Below are 18545 nucleotides of genomic sequence, written 5' to 3' on the forward strand. Positions count from 1 at the left end.
ACATGGCGGATCCTGAGGTCACGATCTGCATCCCGACATACGAGGCGGAGGCCTTTATTGGGCGGACGCTGGGATTTGCCACGGGCCAAACGCTGCCCAACATCCGCATCCTGATTTCGGTGGACCAGTCCACCGACACCACCGCCGCCGTTTGCCGCGAGATCGCCGCAACTGATCCGCGCATCGAGGTCTTTGAACACAGCACGCGGGTTGGATGGGCCGAAAACGTCGCGGGCCTTGTCCGGCGCGTAAAAACACCGTTTTTCTTCGTCTATTTTCACGACGACTTTGTCTCCCCGCACTACTGCATGCACATGGTTCAGGCCCTCAAATCCGCGCCAGACGCTGCCAGCGCAAACTGCAGTCTCGATCTGATTGGCCGCGCCCAAAGACGCGTACCCGCCCACAGCTATGACCTCGACCCAGCGAACCGGATGCTGACAATGCTGGCCAATCATCAGGTGCCGGGCGCCCCGCTCAGAAGCATGATCCGCACATCGGCCCTTGATATTGCCGACTTGCTGCGCCCCGGCGTTGGACCCGGAGAGATGTTTCAGGCTTATGGCCTGCACACTGCCATTATGCTGGCAGGCCCCGCCATCGGTGTGGATGAGCCGCTTTACACTCGCTGGATCCGCGACAATGCTTTAACCACCGGCGCAAAAAGGCCCGGCTGTCGCGATCTTCGCAACGTATGGGTTGCCAATCTGGACCGCCTTTGGCCTTATCTCGAAGCCCGCATAGCTGACCCGCAGGCGCTTGCCCTCATAAAACACAGCTTTGTGCTGCGCGCAGCCTGGCAGATCCTGAACGCACAAGATGTGTCCCACGCATGCCTGCAAGAAATCTGGCACCAGCGCCCGATGCTGCCAGACCTTCAGGACACACCATCGACGGACTGCGTCAACGCCACAGTGTCACGAAGCGTTCTTGCCTTTCGCACCCAAGTGTCAGACCGCATTGATCGCCTACCCGAGGCTCAGGCGTCATGACAAAGTCTGTCGCCGTATTAGGGGCGGGCATCATGGGCATTGCCACCGCGCTCCATCTGGCACGTCGCGGCGCCAAAGTCTGTCTGTTTGACCAGCAATCCACCATGATCAACGGGGCCAGCCGGTGGAACGAGGGCAAAATTCATCTGGGCTATCTCTATTCCGGCGACCAAACCGGCAACTCTGCGCGCGCAATGCTCGCTGCCGGACTGGCGTTTCGCCCGTTGATCGAGGACCTTGTCGCAACGTCGGTCGCCGGACATGTCACACAGCATTCCGACACCTATATCGTCCACCCCGACTCCGTCGTGCCGCCCGCAGCAGTGGCCGCGCATTTTGCGAATGTAGATGAAATGATCAGCGATCAGGACACATCCCGCGGCCTCGGCGCTCAGCACCCCACGCGACGGGTGTCCCGATCGACTTTGGACCAACTCTCAGGCGGAGCTGGCTTGGATGGCTTTGAGGTTCCCGAATACTCGGTCGACACCCAATGGCTTGCCGACCGGCTGATCGACGCTGTTGCCGCCACGCCAGCCATAGAGCCGATCCTTGGCGCCAAAGTGGACCGCGCGACGCCGACAACGTCTGGGCTTTGTGGACCTTGGACCGTGCACACAAGCGATCAAAACAGCCACGGTCCCTTTGATATTGTGGTAAACGCTCTCTGGGAAGGCCGTCCCGGTCTGGATCACGCCTTGGGCCTGCCCGTCGCGAAAGAAGGCCTGCACCGCTTTCGCAAATCCCTTTTTGTCACCACCAAACATCCCTTGGACGTGCCAAGTCGCGTGTTTGTCGTGGGTCCCTTTGGTGATCTGAAAAACTATGACGGCACGCGGTATTACGTGTCGTGGTATCCCGCTGGCCTTGTGGCGCAAGGAGAGGGCATTGCCCCGCCCTGCATAGGGCAAGACAGATCCGATCAGGACATCATTGACCAAACCCGTACACAGATTGAACACCTCGCGCCGGACATGTCGCAGGTCTTTAACGCCGCCAGCGACATCAGGGTCGAAGGTGGCTGGGTTTACGCGCAAGGGCGCGGACGATTGGATCAGGCCTCTGCGAGCATCCACCGCCGCGACAAATACGGCATCACAAAAACCGGTGACTACATCAGCGTCGACACCGGCAAATATTCGGTTGCACCTTTTATGGCGCAAAAGATCGCCACGATGATCCTTTCCTGACGCGAAATTCCCACCCAACCGCGCCTTTAAAATGCCTCAAATATTGCGCGGCAGGCATCCCACCGCTTCAACCGACGCGGCATTTGCGTTATGAGCGCCCAAACCGCCGTCAGGGACAGCCATGATTCAGCTCACCAATGTCAGCCTCGCCTTTGGCGACCATCCCGTGCTGCACGACATTTCCCTGACCCTGACTGAACGCCGCATCGCGGTGATCGGCGCCAACGGCTCCGGCAAATCTTCCTTCGCGCGGCTGCTCAATGGCCTTGCTTTGCCGACCTCAGGCACCGTCACAATCGAAGGTTTTGACACCGCCAAGAAAGGCAAAGACGTGCGCGCCCGCGTTGGGTTTGTTTTTCAAAACCCCGACAACCAGATCGTCTTTCCCGTGGTCGAAGAAGACCTTGCGTTTGGCATGAAAAACCTCGGGCTGGACAAAGCCACCATCGACGCGCGTATCACAGAAATCCTCGCGCGATACGACATGACCGACATGCGCGAACATCCCGCGCACCTTTTGTCGGGCGGGCAGAAACAGCTTTTGGCGATCTCTGGCGTGCTTGTCATGGACCCCGCCTATGTGGTGCTGGATGAACCCACCACGCTTCTTGACCTGCGCAACAAGCGCCGCGTGACGCGGGCTCTGAACGCGCTTGATCAAACCCTAATCCACGTCACCCATGACCTCGATCAGATCACCGATTATGACCGCGTAATCGTCATCGACGAAGGCCGCGTGGTCTGTGACGATGTCCCTTCAAAAGCGATCCCCTTCTATCAGGAGCTCATGGCCTGATGCTGGATCTCTATTCCCCCGGAAAATCGATCCTGCACCGGATGACTCCGGGGCCAAAGATGCTGCTGATGATGGCGTCGGCAACGGCTCTGTTCATCAACGAGAGCCTCCCACTCACCGCCGCCGCCCTTATCGCCACCCTGCTGCTTTACCGTGTCGCCGGCCTGCCTCTGAAAACCGCCCTGGCGCAGGTCCGCCCGCTGCTTTGGATCTTCGTGCTGTTTTTTGCCATTCAATGGTATTTCTCCGGCCTTGAATTGGCGGCCTATGTTGTGCTGCGCCTCGCCGCACTGATCCTTCTGGCCAGCCTCGTGACCCTGACGACCCGCGCCAGCGACATGATCGACACCATGACCCGCGCCCTCACCCTGCTGAAACCGCTTGGCGTGAACCCTGACAAAGTCAGCCTCGCGATCTCCCTCGCCCTGCGGTTCATTCCGGTGCTTGGCCGGATCAGCGCCGAAGTGCGCGAAGCGCAAAAAGTGCGTGGTCTGGAGCGCTCCGTGATCGCCGTCGCCATGCCCATGGCGATCCGCGCCATTAAGATAGCGGACGATGTTTCGGATGCCATCGATTCTCGGGGATATCGTTCCTGAGTTGCGCTAACATCAGCAGCCGCGCTTGAGCCCACTGGCGCCCCTTCCCTATCGGTCCTGACAAACGAACAAGACTAAAGGGACACACCCCATGGATTCCACTATGACCCGTGGCCTCGCCACCAAAGACATCGTCTATATTGCCCTTTTTGCGGCACTGACTGCGGCGCTTGGCCTGATGCCACCGATCCACTTCGCTGGCGCGGCGCTGCCGCCGATTTCGGCACAATCGCTGGGTGTGATGCTGGCAGGCGCCGTTCTGGGCGCAAAACGTGGCGGCCTTGCGCTGCTGCTCTTTATCGGACTTGTTGCTGTTGGCCTGCCCCTCCTTTCCGGCGGCCGCGGTGGAATGGGCGTTTTGCTGGGCACCTCCGGCGGTTTCCTTCTCGCTTGGCCGCTCTGCGCCTTCATCATTGGCTATTTCGTGCAAAAAGACGCCACCGCAAACACCCTCAAACTTGGCCTTTACGTGGCTTTTGGCGGCATCGTCGTGATGTATGCGGCCGGTATTCCTTGGATGGCTTTCGTCGGCAAACTGGGCATGAGCAAAGTCCTCACCATCATGGTGGCCTATATCCCCGGCGATCTGGTAAAGGTGGTTCTGGCGACAATCGTCGCCCGCGGTCTGCGCCGCGCCTACCCCAACCTCTAGAGGACGCGCTTGCCGCTACGCCACGCCATAGACCATCACGCCCGCCAGCGCCCAGACGCGCTGGCGGTCTCTATTTCCGGCACCAACCTGAGCTACGGCGCCCTGTTTGAGCGCCTCAAACGCCTGCATGCCGCACTCATAGAGCTGCCACACCGCCCGCGCAGCGACCTGTCGCTGCCGCCAGAGGCCCGGCTCTTTGCCGTCGCCATCGGCAACCACCCCGCCGCCGCCACCCTTCTGCCCGCAGCCCTTGCCACGCCCCACACGGTCATGCTGCTTGACCCGCAATGGCCTGCCGCCCTGCACCAGCGCATGCTGGCCAAGCTGCCGCCCGACGTGATTTTTTGCCTGTCCTCGCAAACCGCACTGATTGAGGCCGCCCAACGGTTGAACATCCCCGCCATCACGGTTGACACGGATGCCTTCGAGACCTTTCTCGTGGCGCCCGCCGATCTGCCGCTGACCAGCCCGCGCGACATGTTCATGGTGGGCTTCACCTCCGGCACCACCTCACAACCAAAGGCCTTCGCCCGCGCCCGTCACAGCTGGCGCGCCTCGTTGGATGCCTCCCGCCTTGCCTTTGCCCTCTCCGAGCAAAGCCACACGTTTTCCCCCGGCCCGTTGGCCCACGGCATTTCGCTCTATGCGCTGGCTGAAACGCTGGAGCTCGGCGCCGCCTTTCACGCCATCACCCGCTTTGACCTTGCCGACGCGCATCACGCAATGGCCACCACCCGTCGCATCGTCGCCGTGCCCTCCCTTCTGGCGGCCCTCTGTCACGGCACGCCACAAGAGCAGGTTGTCGAGATCACCACCGCAGGCGCCAAGCTCGACCCCGCCCTGCTCGCAAAGGCCCGTGATTTCTTCCCACGCGCCCGCATCCACGAATACTACGGCGCCTCCGAACTCGGCTTTGTCAGCCTCAACACCCATGGCCGCAGCAGCTCTTCAGCGCCTGCAAACTCCGTCGGCCACCCTTTCCCGCATGTTGCGCTTTCGATCCGCGAGAACGGCGTCGAGGTTGCCCAAGGCCAACCCGGCACCATCTTTGTGCGCGGCGATCTGGCTATCGAGGGCTACCTGTGGGGCGGCCGCAAGTCCGGTTTCCGGCGCGAAGGTCCTTGGGCCACTGTTGGCGATCTCGGCAAACTCAACTTCGACGGCTCCCTCACGCTCTTGGGCCGCGAGGGCGGCATGGTCATCACCGCGGGCCACAACGTCTATCCGCAGGAAATCGAAACTGCGCTCTCTGAAATTCCCGGCATCACGACGGCGCTGGTCCTTGGCCGAACGCACCCATCGCGAGGTCAGGAACTCGTCGCATTGCTGCAAGGTGACACGCCGCTTGAGGAAATCCGCAGCCAGCTAGCAATCCGCCTGCCACGCTACAAATTGCCCCGCCGCTTCTTTCGCGCCTCCCAATGGCCCCTGACAAGCAGCGGCAAACCCGACCGCGCCACGCTACTCCGCTGGCTCGAAGAAAAGGACGGCCGCCTTGTCCCGCTTCACCCTGCCAGCTGACCGCCAACCCGTCATCATCGCCGCAAGGCGCAGCGCCCTTGGCCGTGCAGGGGGTATGTTTGCCTCGCTCGAAGTCGAAGACCTCGCCGCGCCCGTGATGCAGGCCGCGCTCACAGACGCCCGCCTCGCCCCTGACCAACTCGACGAGGTCATCCTTGGTAACGCCGCCGGCCCCGGTGGCAACGTCGCGCGCCTTGCAGCGCTGCACGCCGGCCTACCCGCGGCCATCCCTGCCGTAACAGTCGACCGCCAATGTGGCTCCGGTCTTGAAGCGGTTTGGCAGGCCTGCTTGCGCATCGCATCCGGCTCCGCGACTTGTGTTCTCGCGGGCGGTGTAGAAAGCCAAAGCCGCGCACCTCTTCGCAGCCTCCCCGCCAGCGGCACACTCCCCGCGCTCAGCTACGCACGCGCCCGCTTTGCACCCGACGCTATTGGCGATCCCGACATGGGCGAAGCCGCCGAAAACGTCGCGACAGCCCACAACATCGCCCGCGCCCGCCAAGACACGTTTGCCGAACGCTCCCAAGCCCGCGCAGCCGAGGCGCAGACCGCTGGTGCCTTCAGCGCCGAAATCGTCGCCATCGCGGGCCGAGCGCAAGACGAATGCATCCGCACTGGCATGACCGCGACCCGCCTCGCCCGCCTGCGGCCCGCTTTCCGCAAGGGCGGCACCGTCACCGTTGGCAATGCCTGCCCGCTCAACGACGGAGCCTGTATGGTGATCGTCACGTCGGCTGCCAGCGCCAAATCCTTGGGTCACACAAATGTGCTGGCCTATCTGGACGCCGCTGCAGCAGGCGTCGACCCGAACCTGCTCGGCATCGGCCCCGTCGCGTCCACCCAAAAACTGCTGGCGCGCAACCCCGACCTGTCGATTGATGCACTCACACATCTCGAATTCAACGAAGCCTTCGCCGCCCAAACCCTCGCCTGCCTCGACGCCCTCGACATCGACGAAACGCTCCCGAATTCCCAAGGCGGCGCCATCGCGCTTGGCCATCCCTTTGGCGCGTCCGGCGCAATCCTCGTCACACGGCTATTCTCTCAACTGATCCGCACCCCCACCCACCAAGATGCGCTTGCCATGGCCATGATCGGCATCGGCGGCGGCCAAGGCATCACGGCGGCGTTTTCACCCCTCAATTTGTGATCCCGCTTGCACGGACAGCACCACCGTCACACAGTGGGGCAAAAGGACCCTGCACGTGGCAAATTCCCTGATCTCATCCGAAGTCCCATTTGACACAGACGGCAAACACACGGGCTTTCTGCGCCTGCCCCACTCCACGCATCAGTCAGCCTACGGCTGGATTCCGATCCCGATCTGCGTTCTGAAAAACGGCGAAGGTCCGACAATTCTGATCTCGGCTGGCAATCACGGCGACGAATACGAAGGCCAGATCGCTGTCACTCACCTGATCCGCACCCTAACCGCGAACGACATAAGGGGCCGCGTGATCCTGATGCCAACCGTCAACGCCCCCGCAGCCGGGGCGGGCACACGCACCTCGCCAATTGACGGCGGCAACCTCAACCGCGGCTTTCCCGGCGACGCCGCAGGCACCCCCACCCAGATGATCGCGCATTATCTGGAATCCGTGCTTTTGCCGATGTGCGACTACGCCGTTGATCTGCACTCCGGTGGCACCTCGCTGGTGTATCCCGCCACAACCCTGCGCGGCCCAGCGCATTCGCCCCAAGAAGAAACAGGGCTTTCCCTGCTCTATGACGCCTTTGATTTACCTTATGCGTGGGTCTTCACTGGTGGGGGCGGAACCGGCTCGACAGCCCGCACGGCAATGGGCGCGGCAAACCGAAACGGGGTGATCAATGTTATGGCCGAGCTTGGCGGCGGTGGCACCGTTGATCGCGATGTTCTCGCCCTGACCGCCCGCGGTTTGCGCCGCATTCTGCACGCTGTTGGCTGTCTGCCAGACTATACGCCTGACGCAAAACGCGGCACCCGCGCGCTGCATGTGCAGGGCTCCGTCTATGCCTATGATACCGGTCTGTTTGAACCCACTCGCGACATCGGCGACGACGTTCAGCAAGGCGACATCCTCGGCCTGATCCACGATCCCGCCACGCCATGGCGGAACGCCATCGAAGTCACCTCACCCTACACGGGGATCATACTCGCAAAACGCCACCTCGGGCAGGTAAGGCGCGGCGACGCAATCGCTCAGATCGCGCAGGACGCCGACCGGTAACGCACCCGCCATCAGAAACTGCCCCCTCGCGACACCTTCTTTCTGGCCCTAAATACCCAAATGCAAAACGGGGCCGCACCGCGACCCCGTCTCAAATTCACACGCTGATCAAAGCGATCAATCTTCTTCAGGCGGCAGTCGCACGGCTCCCAGCGATGCGTTCGCCACATGCGCCGCATAAACTTTCAACGCGGTCGACACAGCCCGCGGCCGCCCCTCAGCTTTCCACGATTTCTTGTCTGCCTGCGGATGCGCCGCACGACGGCGCGCGATTTCCTCATCCGACACATCCAGATGGATCGAACGCTCAGGAATCGAGATGGTGATCCGGTCGCCATCCTCCACCAAAGCAATCAAGCCTTTCTCAGCCGCTTCCGGCGAGGCGTGGCCAATCGACAAACCAGCCGTCCCGCCCGAGAACCGCCCATCCGTCAAAAGCGCACAGGTGGTATCCAGCTTTTTCGACTTCAGATACGCAGTTGGATACAGCATCTCCTGCATGCCCGGCCCGCCTTTGGGGCCTTCATAGCGAATGACCACAACCGAGTTCGGCTTCACTTTGCCGCCCAGAATGCCGTGCATACTGTCTTCCATGCTTTCAAAGACCACAGCCGTGCCCTCGAATTCATACATCTCTTTCACAACGCCAGCCGTTTTCACGATACAGCCCTGCTCCGCCAGGTTCCCTGACAACACGCAAAGCCCACCTTCTTCGGAATAGGCGTTGGCATAGTCGCGCACACAGCCGTCCTCAACATCGACATCAAGCTCGGTATACATGCGCGATTGGCTAAACGCCTGCGTTGTGCGCACACCACCGGGGGCGGCGATAAACATGTCATGCGCCTCATTGCCCGCGCTTTCACGCCGCACATCCCACTTGTCGAGGAATTCGCCAACGGTCCGCTCATGCACTGTCGAACAATCGCGGTGAATTTTGCCTTCGCGGTCCAGCTCGCCCATGATCCGCGCGATACCGCCCGCGCGGTGCACGTCTTCCATGTGATATTTCGGCGTCGATGGCGCTACTTTACACAGGTGCGGCACTTCGCGGCTCAACCGATCCATATCGGCCATGGTGAAATCAATCTCACCCTCATGGGCAATTGCCAAAAGGTGCAGCACCGTGTTGGTGGACCCACCCATTGCAATGTCCAACGCCATCGCGTTTTCAAACGCTTTAAAATTGGCAATGCCACGCGGCAACGCAGTCTCGTCACCATCTTTGTACCACCGCTCACACAGCTCGACGATCTTGTGGCCTGCCTCTTCAAACAGCCCACGGCGTTTGGAGTGCGTCGCCAAAAGCGACCCGTTGCCCGGCAGCGCCAGCCCCAGCGCTTCGGCCAAACAGTTCATCGAGTTGGCGGTGAACATGCCCGAGCACGACCCACAGGTCGGACAGGCCGAGCGTTCCAGCTTATCAACTTCTTCCTGCGACCGGTCTTCATCGGTCGCGCCAACAATCGCGGTCACCAGATCGGCTTTGTGCTCGCCATCGGCCAAGATCACCTTGCCCGCTTCCATCGGTCCGCCTGACACAAAGATCGCCGGAATGTTCAGACGCATCGCCGCCATCAACATGCCGGGCGTGATCTTGTCACAGTTGGAAATACACACCAGCGCGTCAGCGCAATGCGCGTTCGCCATATATTCCACGCTGTCGGCAATCACTTCGCGCGACGGCAACGAATACAACATCCCGTCGTGGCCCATCGCAATGCCATCATCCACGGCAATGGTATTCATCTCTTTGGCAACACCGCCGGCTTTTTCGATCTCACGCGCCACCAACTGGCCCATATCCTTGAGGTGCACGTGACCGGGGACAAATTCGGTGAACGAGTTGACCACCGCCACAATCGGTTTGCCAAAGTCCTCGGTTTTCATACCAGTCGCACGCCACAGCGCGCGGGCAGCGGCCATACGGCGGCCAAAAGTAGAGGTCTTGGAACGAAGATCGGGCATCTTTTGCTCTCCTGCGGATGGCGAGGGCGCCCTTTCGGCACCCGTTGCATGTCTGGTCAGAACGGGTGCCATTCAAAAAGCGGATTTGCAAGTGGTGGCGGAAATTTTGTTGCCCAAGATTGGCCAAAACGCTTTCACAAAGAACGCCGTCGATCACATTCACGCAATCGACCTGCAAAATTCAGACTTGCGCCACCCCCTGCGCCAGAAATCCGGCCACATCTTTGCTCGCCACATCACCCACATCGCGCAACTTCACATGCCGCCGCGCTTTGCCTTTGCCCTCCAAGTACCCGTGAGGGTCGGCAAACCCCGCGCCATGGGAAAACTCGAACGACACATGTGCTTTATAGACGAAATATCCGCCCACCAGAGTCGCCGCCACGCCTGCCTCTCGCTCCAGCACCTGTCCGCCGTACATGCCGCGCCCGTGTAACTCGGGCGCGACCTCAGCGATCATTTGCTCTAGCGCGGCTACGATCTCTGCGGTGTCCATCAATCCCGCACCTGGTCTATCGGTGATGCGATTTCCACGATGCAACCATTCATATCCCGTACATAGGCCACAACCTGACCCCAAGGTTTTGTCTCGGGCGCCGTCACAGGTGTGCAGCCTTCCTCGACAGCTTTGGCGAAACCTCCCGCCACGTCGTCAGTGACGAAACAGATCTCCCACCCCGCAGGCACTGCCGCCTTTTCATTGGGCGCAAAGGCCAGCCCATTCATCTCCGCCGCGCTGTCGGCGGCAAATGCCAGTGCGGTATCCCCTGTGTCCATCTCTGCATAAAGGTTGCTCTCATGCACAAAGCGCTGCGTCAGGCCAAATGCGGTTTCGTAGAATGCGACCGTCGCGGGCACATCAGCTACATAAATGATTGTGTATCCAAGTTTCATGCCCTCACCGTACCGTGGCCCATGTCTCCGATCTTGAACAAATCGGACATCATCAAAATTGACCTGCCGCGCCAAACAATCCCTGCCCAGATCCGGCCACATCCGGCAAAATCAACTCCGGTGGCACGCGTCCGGGCGAAATCCCTCCAAACCGCCGCACCGCACGGCTCAGATGCGCCTGATCGGCAAAGCCCGCTTCAAACGCCACCTCGCTCAGCGCCACACCGCCCCGCGCCGCCAACCGCAACGCGCGATGAAAGCGCACCAATCCGATGTATGTCTTCACCCCAAGCCCGACTGAGCTTTGAAACAGTCGGCCCAAATGCCGCGCCGTGACACCAACCCGCGCCGCCAACTCCACAACACTGACCCGTCCGCCAGTCAGGTGTATCTGCTGTACCGTCCGTGCAACGCGAGCATCCACATCCTGATGCGCCAAGACATCTGGCACATCCAATAATCCCGCGCGCAGCTCTGCTTCACAGGGTGCCATATCCACCAATTCCGCCAAGGCCGGCACCAATGTCACAGCCTCTGCCCCGCGCCGCACCTGATCCTTTGCCGTTCCTATTGCGTTGCCCCACACCGCGATCCCGCGCTCTGGCCGCATCCGCACACCAACCCAGCCATCGCCCGCCGCATAGCGTATTTCATAAGGCTGCGTCGCTGGCCCCGTAACCACTGGCTGAACCGTGCCCCTTTGGTCTTCACGAAACCGCAAAATCAAATCACACCGCCCGTCTGGCAGGATAACTCCACGGCCCGAAGATGTGGCAACATAGGACCACACCGCCTCGACCGAACGCGACTGTTGTGGAGTGACAATCGCCTCTGAATATCCTCTTGGTATCGGCAAATCTGCGCCCTTTCTTGGTCACCTTGCCATCTTGGCGCGGCTGTCCCAAAGGTCAAATCCCAAGTTTCACCAACAGCTTGCCCGCCCGCAGTCGTCGCCCTAGGGTGGCGGAAACTGCAACAGGATAAATCCAATCTCCGCCCAGCCAAACATTCCCCGTTCGATCTTTCAAACTTGGAAGACCAAAGACGTCACCGCAATGGACCGCCCGATGCAGCGATGGATTCTGTCGTGGGAAAAACAAAACCCCGACTGGCATGTGAACTTCAACGATGATCAGGACTGTCTGGCCCTCGTGAGCGACGTGTTCCCCGAACATCTCGACACCTACATGGCCCTCAATCCGGTGGAGCGGTCCGACTTCTGGCGCGTTCTTGTCCTGCTGCACCACGGCGGACTTTACTCCGATGCAGACACAATCTGCCGCACACCGCTCTCAAGCTGGATCGATCCGCGTGACGAAGCAGTGATCGGCATCGACGGTGACTACCTTAACAAATTCCCCAACTGGCAGCCCACCGGTCACGTGGCATCCGGCGGCGCCTACAACCTTGATCTGTGGTGGCGCGACAACGTCGTGGCTTTCTCCAACTGGACCTTCGCTTTCAAACCCGGCCACGAAATCCTGGCCGAAACCGCGCGCCGCATTGCAATCAACGCGCATGACCCGTTTTTCACCCGCGACCATCCCGACTGGACCATCAAGAAAACCGGCCCCGGTGTGCTGACGGATGTGATCTACGACTGGCTTTCCGAGCGCGGCCATTCTGCCCCCGATCTGGTGCGCCACTTGCGCAAAGAGCGGTCCATCCTGATCGACGGCGTGCGGTTTGTGGACCGCCCCGCCCTGCATTGGCGCGAGGTCAAACATTTCGGCATGGGCAGCTGGAAACCCATGTCGATTGTGGTCGCTTGGCGCAAACTGTCCCGTCACTGGCAATAAACCCCGCCGCGCGGCACCTAGCTGCCAATCGTCAAATGCGCCAACAATTCCGCCGCATTCCTGACCTCAAAGCGCTTGAGCAACCGCGCCCGCACGTCCTCAACAGTTCGCGGGCTTAACCCCAACTCCCGCGCGATCTCCTTGCTGGTCATCCCGCGTCCCAAGCCGCCAACCACCTGCCGCTCCCGCTGGCTTAGCGACACAGGCGGGCCGTCGTGAATGACCGCAAAGCTCATCACCAGTCTCGCGAGAGGCTCCGCGGGAGTCAGCGTTTGCGCCCGAAACCGGCACCAGATCTGGCCGCCATCAGCCCGCCGCATCATGCGCTCATCGCTATAGGCATTGTCGCGCCGCAACGGCGCCATCCCAATATCGCGTACCTGCTCAAACTCGGCTGTGCTGTCATACAGCAGCCGAAACGATTGCCCCACCAACGCGTGTCGCGCATAGCCCAACATCTCGGCAAAGCTGCGGTTACAGGCCCTGATCACCCGATGTTCGGTCACCACTATCCCCACCGGCGCGGCCTCATAGGCCAGCATATCCCAATCCATGACCATCCCCTTCTCAGACCGTAATCCTACGGTATTGATACCGTAGCCCTGCGCAAGCCATGCTGTCCTATCTTTTGTTCATAGCTTTCTCGGGGTCCCACATGCCAATTGACACCGACCGCCTGATGATCCGCATTCAATCCATGCGTGACGAGTTGACCCAACTCACCCAAGACCTGATCCGCATCCCAACGCTCAACCCACCGGGCGACTGCTACCGCGACATCTGCGACTATCTCGACACGCGGCTGACCCGCCACGGCTTTGACACCCAACTGATCCGCGCCCACGGCGCCCCGGGCGACAGCGACAAATATCCCCGCTGGAACATCGTCGCCCGCAAGACGGGCCGCCATCCTGGCGACTGCGTGCATTTCAACAGCCACACCGACGTGGTCGAGGTCGGCCACGGCTGGACCTTTGACCCCTTTGGTGGCGAGGTTCACGACGGCAAAATCTACGGGCGCGGCGCCTGTGACATGAAGGGCGGACTTGCCGCCTCCATCATCGCTGCCGAAGCTTTCATTGCGGAATTCCCGGACTTCTCGGGCGCCATCGAAATCTCCGGCACCGCGGACGAAGAATCCGGCGGGTACGGCGGCGTGGCGCATCTTGCAGAAAAAGGCTTCTTTGCCCCCGAACGTGTGCAGCACGTGATCATCCCCGAGCCATTGAACAAAGACCGCATCTGCCTTGGCCATCGCGGCGGCTGGTGGGCGGAAATCGAAACCTTCGGTGAAATCGCCCATGGTTCCATGCCCTTCCTAGGGGACTGCGCTGTGCGCCATATGGGCGCTGTCTTGGACAAATTTGAAACCGATCTCTTCCCCGCCATGGCCGCCCGCCACACCGACATGCCGGTGGTGCCCGAAGGCGCGCGGTCTTCGACCATGAACATCAATTCGATCCACGGCGGCCAACCCGAACAGCCCGCAGACTACACCGGTCTGCCCGCCCACTGCGTGCCTGACAGTTGTCGCATCGTCATCGACCGCCGCTATCTGGCCGAGGAAAACCACGCGCAAGTCTCGGGCGAAGTGCAAAAGCTGTTGCAAGACCTCGCGGAAAACCGCCAAAACTTCCGCTTTGAAATGCGCGAAATTAACCACGTCGCGCCCTCTATGACGGACCGTGCCGCGCCTGTGGTCTCCACTGTGGACCGCGCCATTCATGACGTTCTGGGCAAGGCGCCCGACTATGTCGCAAGCCCCGGAACCTACGACCAAAAGCACATCGACCGCATCGGCAAACTGAAGAATTGCATCGCTTATGGTCCCGGAATCCTTGAGTTGGCGCACAAACCGGACGAATATATCGGAATAGACGACATGATCGACAGCGCCAAAGTCATGGCCCACAGCCTGACTCAGCTGCTTTTGCCACAAACAGAATAAAAATAACGATTAGGGAGAGAGACAATGAAACATCGCACGTTCCTGCTGGCCAGCGCCTTGCCACTCGCGCTCGCCACCGCCGTTTCGGCCCAGACCGACATCACTGTCGCGCTTCAGCTTGAGCCACCCCACCTCGACCCAACCTCCGCCGCCGCGGGCGCCATCGACTCGGTGCTTTATTCCAACGTGTTCGAAGGCCTCACCCGCTTTGCCTCTGACGGCGCGGTCATTCCGGGCCTCGCCAAAAGCTGGGACATCTCTGATGACGGGTTGACCTACACTTTCATGCTCAACGACGGCGTGACTTTCCACGATGGCAGCGCCATGGACGGCGACGACGTCAAATTCTCGCTGGACCGCGCCCGCGCCGAGGACAGCGTGAACGCGCAAAAGGCACTTTTTGCCGGCATCTCTGACGTGTCCGTCATGGATCCGATGACGGTCAAAGTCACTCTGTCCGAGCCAAACGGCAATTTCCTCTTCAACATGGCATGGGGTGATGCGGTGATCGTCGCACCCGAAAGCATCGAGGGCATCAAATCCACGCCCATCGGCACCGGCGCGTTCAAATTCACCAACTGGGTGCAGGGTGACAAAATTGAACTGACCCGCAACGACGCCTATTGGGGCACACCGGCTGTGCTGACGGATGTCACGTTCAAATTCATCTCCGATCCTACGGCGGCGATGTCGGCAGTTATGGCCGAGGACGTTGACGTTTTTGCCGGTTTCCCAACCCCCGAGGCGCTGCCTCAGTTTGAGGCAGACCCGCGCTTTCAGGTGATCGTCGGCAACTCCGAAGGCGAAACCATCCTGTCGACCAACAACAAGATGCCGCCGCTGGACAACGTCAAAGTGCGCAAGGCCATCGCCCACGCGATTGACCGTCAGGCAATCATCGACGGCGCCATGTTTGGCCTTGGAACTCCGATTGGCACGCATTTCGCCCCCCATCACCCGGACTACGTCGACCTGACCGGATCGTCGAATTATGACCCGGCGCTCGCTGTGAAACTACTGGCCGAGGCAGGCTTTCCGGACGGGTTCACCACGACGCTGAAGCTGCCGCCGCCCTCCTATGCCCGTCGCGGCGGCGAAATCATCGCGGCTCAGTTGCGCTCTGTCGGCATTGAGACCGAAATCAGCAATCTGGAGTGGGCGCAGTGGCTTGAACAAGTGTTCCGTGGCAAGGACTTCGGCCTGACCATTGTCAGCCACACCGAACCCTTTGACATCGGCATCTACGCGCGGCCCGATTACTATTTCCAGTACGACAACCCCGAGTTCCAGCAGGTCATGGAAACCCTGAACAAGGCGACCAAACCCGCGGAACGCTCCGCTTTGCTGGTCATCGCGCAAAAAATGATCTCGCAGGACTACGTGAACGGATACTTGTTCCAGCTCGCCTTCCCAACTGTCGCAAAGGCAGATGTTCAAGGCCTTTGGGAAAACGCACCCACACAGGCCACAGACCTGACAGCCGTTAGCTGGGCTGACTAACACTCCCGGCGTCGGCGGTGTTCGGGACCCTTCCCCCGACCCGCCGGCGTTTTTACTTCTCAAAGGTGCGACTATGCTTGAACTGACCCCTGCCGGTGCCACACCGACCCGCACAGGCCCCGCCGACTATTTCACCGGCAATGTGCGCCTTGATGTAATCACCGAAAGCCGCCCACCGTCACAGGTTTTCGCCGCCCGCGTCACCTTTGACCCGGGCGCGCGCACCGCGTGGCACACCCATCCCGTCGGGCAAATCCTGCATGTTGTGTCAGGGTGCGGTCTGATTGCGCTGCGCGGCGAAGCCCCCCGCGTGATCCGTCCCGGCGACAGCATCTGGATCGAACCCGGTGTTGAGCACTGGCACGGCGCAGGGCCTGAAACCGGCATGTGCCACATCGCCATTCAAGACGTTTTAGACGGGTCCGGCGCTGATTGGCTCGACCATGTCAGCGACGACGATTACCTCACACCGCCTGCCTGACATGCGGGTGCCGTCAAGGATAGCTGACTCCCAGCGACCCGATATCGATCACGTCAGCGACGGTGACCCCAAAGGGCGGCAATTCCTCTTGGAGGAACTCGTCACCAAAAATCGACCCGTACCGCGCCTCCCATTGCGCCCACAGCTTGTCCATCGCACAATTGTGCGCCAGCGTGAGCGGATCAACCACCCCCACGCCAATGCCGCGATCATACTCCGCCAGCATCGCGCCAAGTCGTGCCCGCGACAGGTTCACGACTTTGTCGGCGAAACTCGCGAAATTCGATTCCCGAAGCAAGGATTGCGCGATGTCACCACTGACCTCGGCGGCAAACCCTTTCTGAGCATAGGGATTGGCTTGCAAAGCGACCTGAACCTGCGGCTTCAAAATCTTCAAAGTCGGGTTCGACCCCAGACCAACATACAGCGGATTGGCGGCCCCGTTCACCGTCTCCTCTCCATAGATCAGCGGCACCGTGACCGGTGTTTCAAAGTCCCAACAGGCCATGGCAAAATCCGGCACCTGCGCCCGGATGATGTCTTCAGACGCCGACAAAAAGGCGCGGTTCCAAGCCAGTTCCATCATTGGCGTGCTTGCACGGCGCGATTTCTGAATGCCGCGCAGGTGTTCCATGATGCCAATGCCGCCTTCCAGTTCGACCGAGAAGCCTGCGCGCAACAGACCCACATCGTCCGCATTCAGCGACGACACGGGCCGGCGTGCCAACAAGCTGCGCACGGAAGTATCCGCCTGTTTAGCCACAAAGGTCGCCTTGGCGTCGCGTTCCGCTTGAAGATCCGCGACCACAGCCTCCAGCCTGCGCACCACCAAAGCGTCCTGATCCCTGGTTGGCAATTCCCGCACCAGGGCAAGCGCCAGCGAATAATGCGACAAGGCCTTATCGACCAAGTCAGCCCGCCGCGCCATCGCGCCCGCAGCCTCCAAGAGCGACGCCTTGGGTCTCTGCTCGGCCAGAATTTTCTCGATTGCCGTGTGGGCGGCCTGCGCGTCCTCGCGCCGTCGTGCTTCCGATCCGGTCTGGCGCTGCGGATCCTCCGCATCCTGCATCTTGATCATCAAATCGCGGAACTGTTCGGGCGGCAAACCTCGCAAATGCGACAACTCACCGGGCAAATTCACCTGAAACAGCCGATAAGTCAGCGTATCCACCGCCTCCGGAATACTCGCCCCGGCATTGGGCAACCAGACAGTCTGATGCCCCTCAATGCCCAGCGCCTTGATGTCCCCGGCAATCGCGATACGGTTGTCCTGAATATGCACAGTGAACTGGATTTTCTTTTGCTTGGGCTTCAGAAACCCCGTGACCCACGACAACAGACCGGTCAGGTCCACGCCTTGAATCTTCATCTCGGGCGGCTTCGCGGCCGACCCGCTGCCCGACAGCAACAGCTTCGCCGCTGTGGTGCCATCCCCCTCCCGTTCACGTCCTTCCGCAGCATTGATCAGATCGCGTGCGTTTGGCGTGTTCCCGTCACCCTGCAAGGCTTTGTTGGCAAGACTGATCTTGCTGTCCAGCGCGTCCCGGCGCGACACAAGCAGGCTGGCCAACCCGCTGTCCGCGTTGGAAATCTTGCCCGTCGGGTCAATCACTTCGAACGGTGCAACCACAACGCCGCCTTTGTTGGCCGCAGGCTTGAAGACGTTCAGCATGGCAAGAATGAACAAAGAAACCGCCAGCAGAGCAAAGCTAAAGGTCACCGTCGTTCGCAGGATGGGGGCCGTGTCCTTACCGGCCAATTCCGCCCCAAGAACAACCGCCAAAACAAGAACAACCGCCACAAGTGCAAGAGTTTTCATGAGCCCGTCCGATACTGGAATGTCATAAGCCGGCAACAGGTAGGCTCCAGCGCTGACAGCAAACACCACAACGCCGAGAACAACCGGACGGAGGTATCCGTCCGCATTTTTGAAAATACCCAATGCCAAATGCGCGACCCTGATATGAGGTCTTCAATGCCAAAACCCTCGCTGAAATG

General features: G+C 60.5%; 18 protein-coding genes. 12 read left to right on the forward strand and 6 right to left on the reverse strand.

Annotated elements, in window-relative coordinates; translation table 11 throughout:
* Nucleotides 1-2 precede the first annotated feature (2 nt).
* The 8 genes from PG871_RS17735 (at nt 3) to PG871_RS17770 (ending at nt 7957) form a co-directional block, all read left to right on the forward strand.
* Nucleotides 3-992: a glycosyltransferase family 2 protein gene (locus PG871_RS17735; protein ID WP_270731781.1), complete on the forward strand. Its 990-nt coding sequence runs from the start codon at nt 3-5 to the stop codon at nt 990-992.
* The gene (locus PG871_RS17740) at nt 989-2182 is read left to right on the forward strand and encodes an FAD-dependent oxidoreductase (protein WP_270731782.1); all 1194 of its coding nucleotides are present in this window, start codon (nt 989-991) and stop codon (nt 2180-2182) included. Before PG871_RS17735 ends, PG871_RS17740 begins: the two co-directional genes overlap by 4 nt.
* A 121-nt stretch (nt 2183-2303) precedes the next feature.
* Nucleotides 2304-2978, forward strand: coding sequence for an energy-coupling factor ABC transporter ATP-binding protein (locus PG871_RS17745; protein WP_270731785.1), 675 nt, complete (start codon nt 2304-2306; stop codon nt 2976-2978).
* A complete protein-coding gene (locus PG871_RS17750; RefSeq protein WP_270731788.1) occupies nt 2978-3574 on the forward strand; it encodes an energy-coupling factor transporter transmembrane component T family protein in 597 nt (198 codons plus the stop codon). Before PG871_RS17745 ends, PG871_RS17750 begins: the two co-directional genes overlap by 1 nt.
* Before the next feature lie 91 nt (nt 3575-3665).
* Nucleotides 3666-4226 (forward strand): biotin transporter BioY, encoded by a 561-nt coding sequence (locus tag PG871_RS17755; RefSeq protein ID WP_270731790.1) that lies wholly within the window; start codon nt 3666-3668, stop codon nt 4224-4226.
* A 9-nt stretch (nt 4227-4235) separates the two neighbouring features.
* On the forward strand, nt 4236-5747 hold the full coding sequence (locus tag PG871_RS17760) for an AMP-binding protein (protein ID WP_270731793.1): 1512 nt from the start codon (nt 4236-4238) through the stop codon (nt 5745-5747).
* Nucleotides 5722-6897 (forward strand): thiolase family protein, encoded by a 1176-nt coding sequence (locus PG871_RS17765; RefSeq protein WP_270731795.1) that lies wholly within the window; start codon nt 5722-5724, stop codon nt 6895-6897. Before PG871_RS17760 ends, PG871_RS17765 begins: the two co-directional genes overlap by 26 nt.
* A 55-nt stretch (nt 6898-6952) precedes the next feature.
* Nucleotides 6953-7957, forward strand: coding sequence for a succinylglutamate desuccinylase/aspartoacylase family protein (locus PG871_RS17770; RefSeq protein ID WP_270731797.1), 1005 nt, complete (start codon nt 6953-6955; stop codon nt 7955-7957).
* Between the two features lie 117 nt (nt 7958-8074).
* On the opposite strand, the gene ilvD is transcribed toward PG871_RS17770, so the two are convergent.
* The 4 genes from ilvD to PG871_RS17790 form a co-directional block, all read right to left on the reverse strand.
* The gene (gene ilvD, locus PG871_RS17775) at nt 8075-9925 is read right to left on the reverse strand and encodes a dihydroxy-acid dehydratase (RefSeq protein ID WP_270731800.1); all 1851 of its coding nucleotides are present in this window, start codon (nt 9923-9925) and stop codon (nt 8075-8077) included.
* Between the two features lie 181 nt (nt 9926-10106).
* Complete coding sequence (locus PG871_RS17780) at nt 10107-10421, reverse strand: DUF1801 domain-containing protein (RefSeq protein ID WP_270731803.1); 315 nt, start codon at nt 10419-10421, stop codon at nt 10107-10109.
* Nucleotides 10421-10819, reverse strand: coding sequence for a VOC family protein (locus PG871_RS17785; RefSeq protein WP_270731806.1), 399 nt, complete (start codon nt 10817-10819; stop codon nt 10421-10423). Before PG871_RS17785 ends, PG871_RS17780 begins: the two co-directional genes overlap by 1 nt.
* Nucleotides 10820-10871: 52 nt before the next feature.
* Nucleotides 10872-11675 carry a helix-turn-helix domain-containing protein gene (locus tag PG871_RS17790; RefSeq protein WP_270731808.1) on the reverse strand — a complete coding sequence of 268 codons (804 nt, stop codon included), beginning with the start codon at nt 11673-11675 and terminating at the stop codon, nt 10872-10874.
* A 211-nt stretch (nt 11676-11886) separates the two neighbouring features.
* Here PG871_RS17790 and PG871_RS17795 point away from each other — a divergent pair, with 211 nt between their 5' ends.
* On the forward strand, nt 11887-12618 hold the full coding sequence (locus PG871_RS17795) for a glycosyltransferase family 32 protein (protein WP_270731811.1): 732 nt from the start codon (nt 11887-11889) through the stop codon (nt 12616-12618).
* Between the two features lie 17 nt (nt 12619-12635).
* On the opposite strand, the gene PG871_RS17800 is transcribed toward PG871_RS17795, so the two are convergent.
* Nucleotides 12636-13172, reverse strand: a complete 537-nt coding sequence (locus PG871_RS17800; RefSeq protein ID WP_270731813.1) for a PAS and helix-turn-helix domain-containing protein — start codon at nt 13170-13172, stop codon at nt 12636-12638.
* Between the two features lie 101 nt (nt 13173-13273).
* Between PG871_RS17800 and PG871_RS17805 the strand changes: the two genes are divergently transcribed.
* From PG871_RS17805 to PG871_RS17815, 3 genes are all read left to right on the forward strand, one after another.
* Entirely contained in the window at nt 13274-14566 is a 1293-nt protein-coding gene (locus tag PG871_RS17805) for an acetylornithine deacetylase/succinyl-diaminopimelate desuccinylase family protein (RefSeq protein ID WP_270731815.1), read from the forward strand.
* A gap of 24 nt (nt 14567-14590) precedes the next feature.
* Nucleotides 14591-16066, forward strand: coding sequence for an ABC transporter substrate-binding protein (locus PG871_RS17810; RefSeq protein WP_270731818.1), 1476 nt, complete (start codon nt 14591-14593; stop codon nt 16064-16066).
* Between the two features lie 73 nt (nt 16067-16139).
* Entirely contained in the window at nt 16140-16547 is a 408-nt protein-coding gene (locus tag PG871_RS17815) for a (R)-mandelonitrile lyase (RefSeq protein ID WP_270731820.1), read from the forward strand.
* Nucleotides 16548-16560: 13 nt separating this feature from the next.
* Here the strand turns inward: PG871_RS17815 and PG871_RS17820 are convergent, their stop codons facing one another.
* A complete protein-coding gene (locus tag PG871_RS17820; protein ID WP_270731822.1) occupies nt 16561-18489 on the reverse strand; it encodes a hypothetical protein in 1929 nt (642 codons plus the stop codon).
* Nucleotides 18490-18545 lie beyond the last annotated feature (56 nt).

The sequence above is a fragment of the Shimia sp. Alg240-R146 genome (assembly GCF_947331465.1).
GTDB lineage: Bacteria > Pseudomonadota > Alphaproteobacteria > Rhodobacterales > Rhodobacteraceae > Shimia.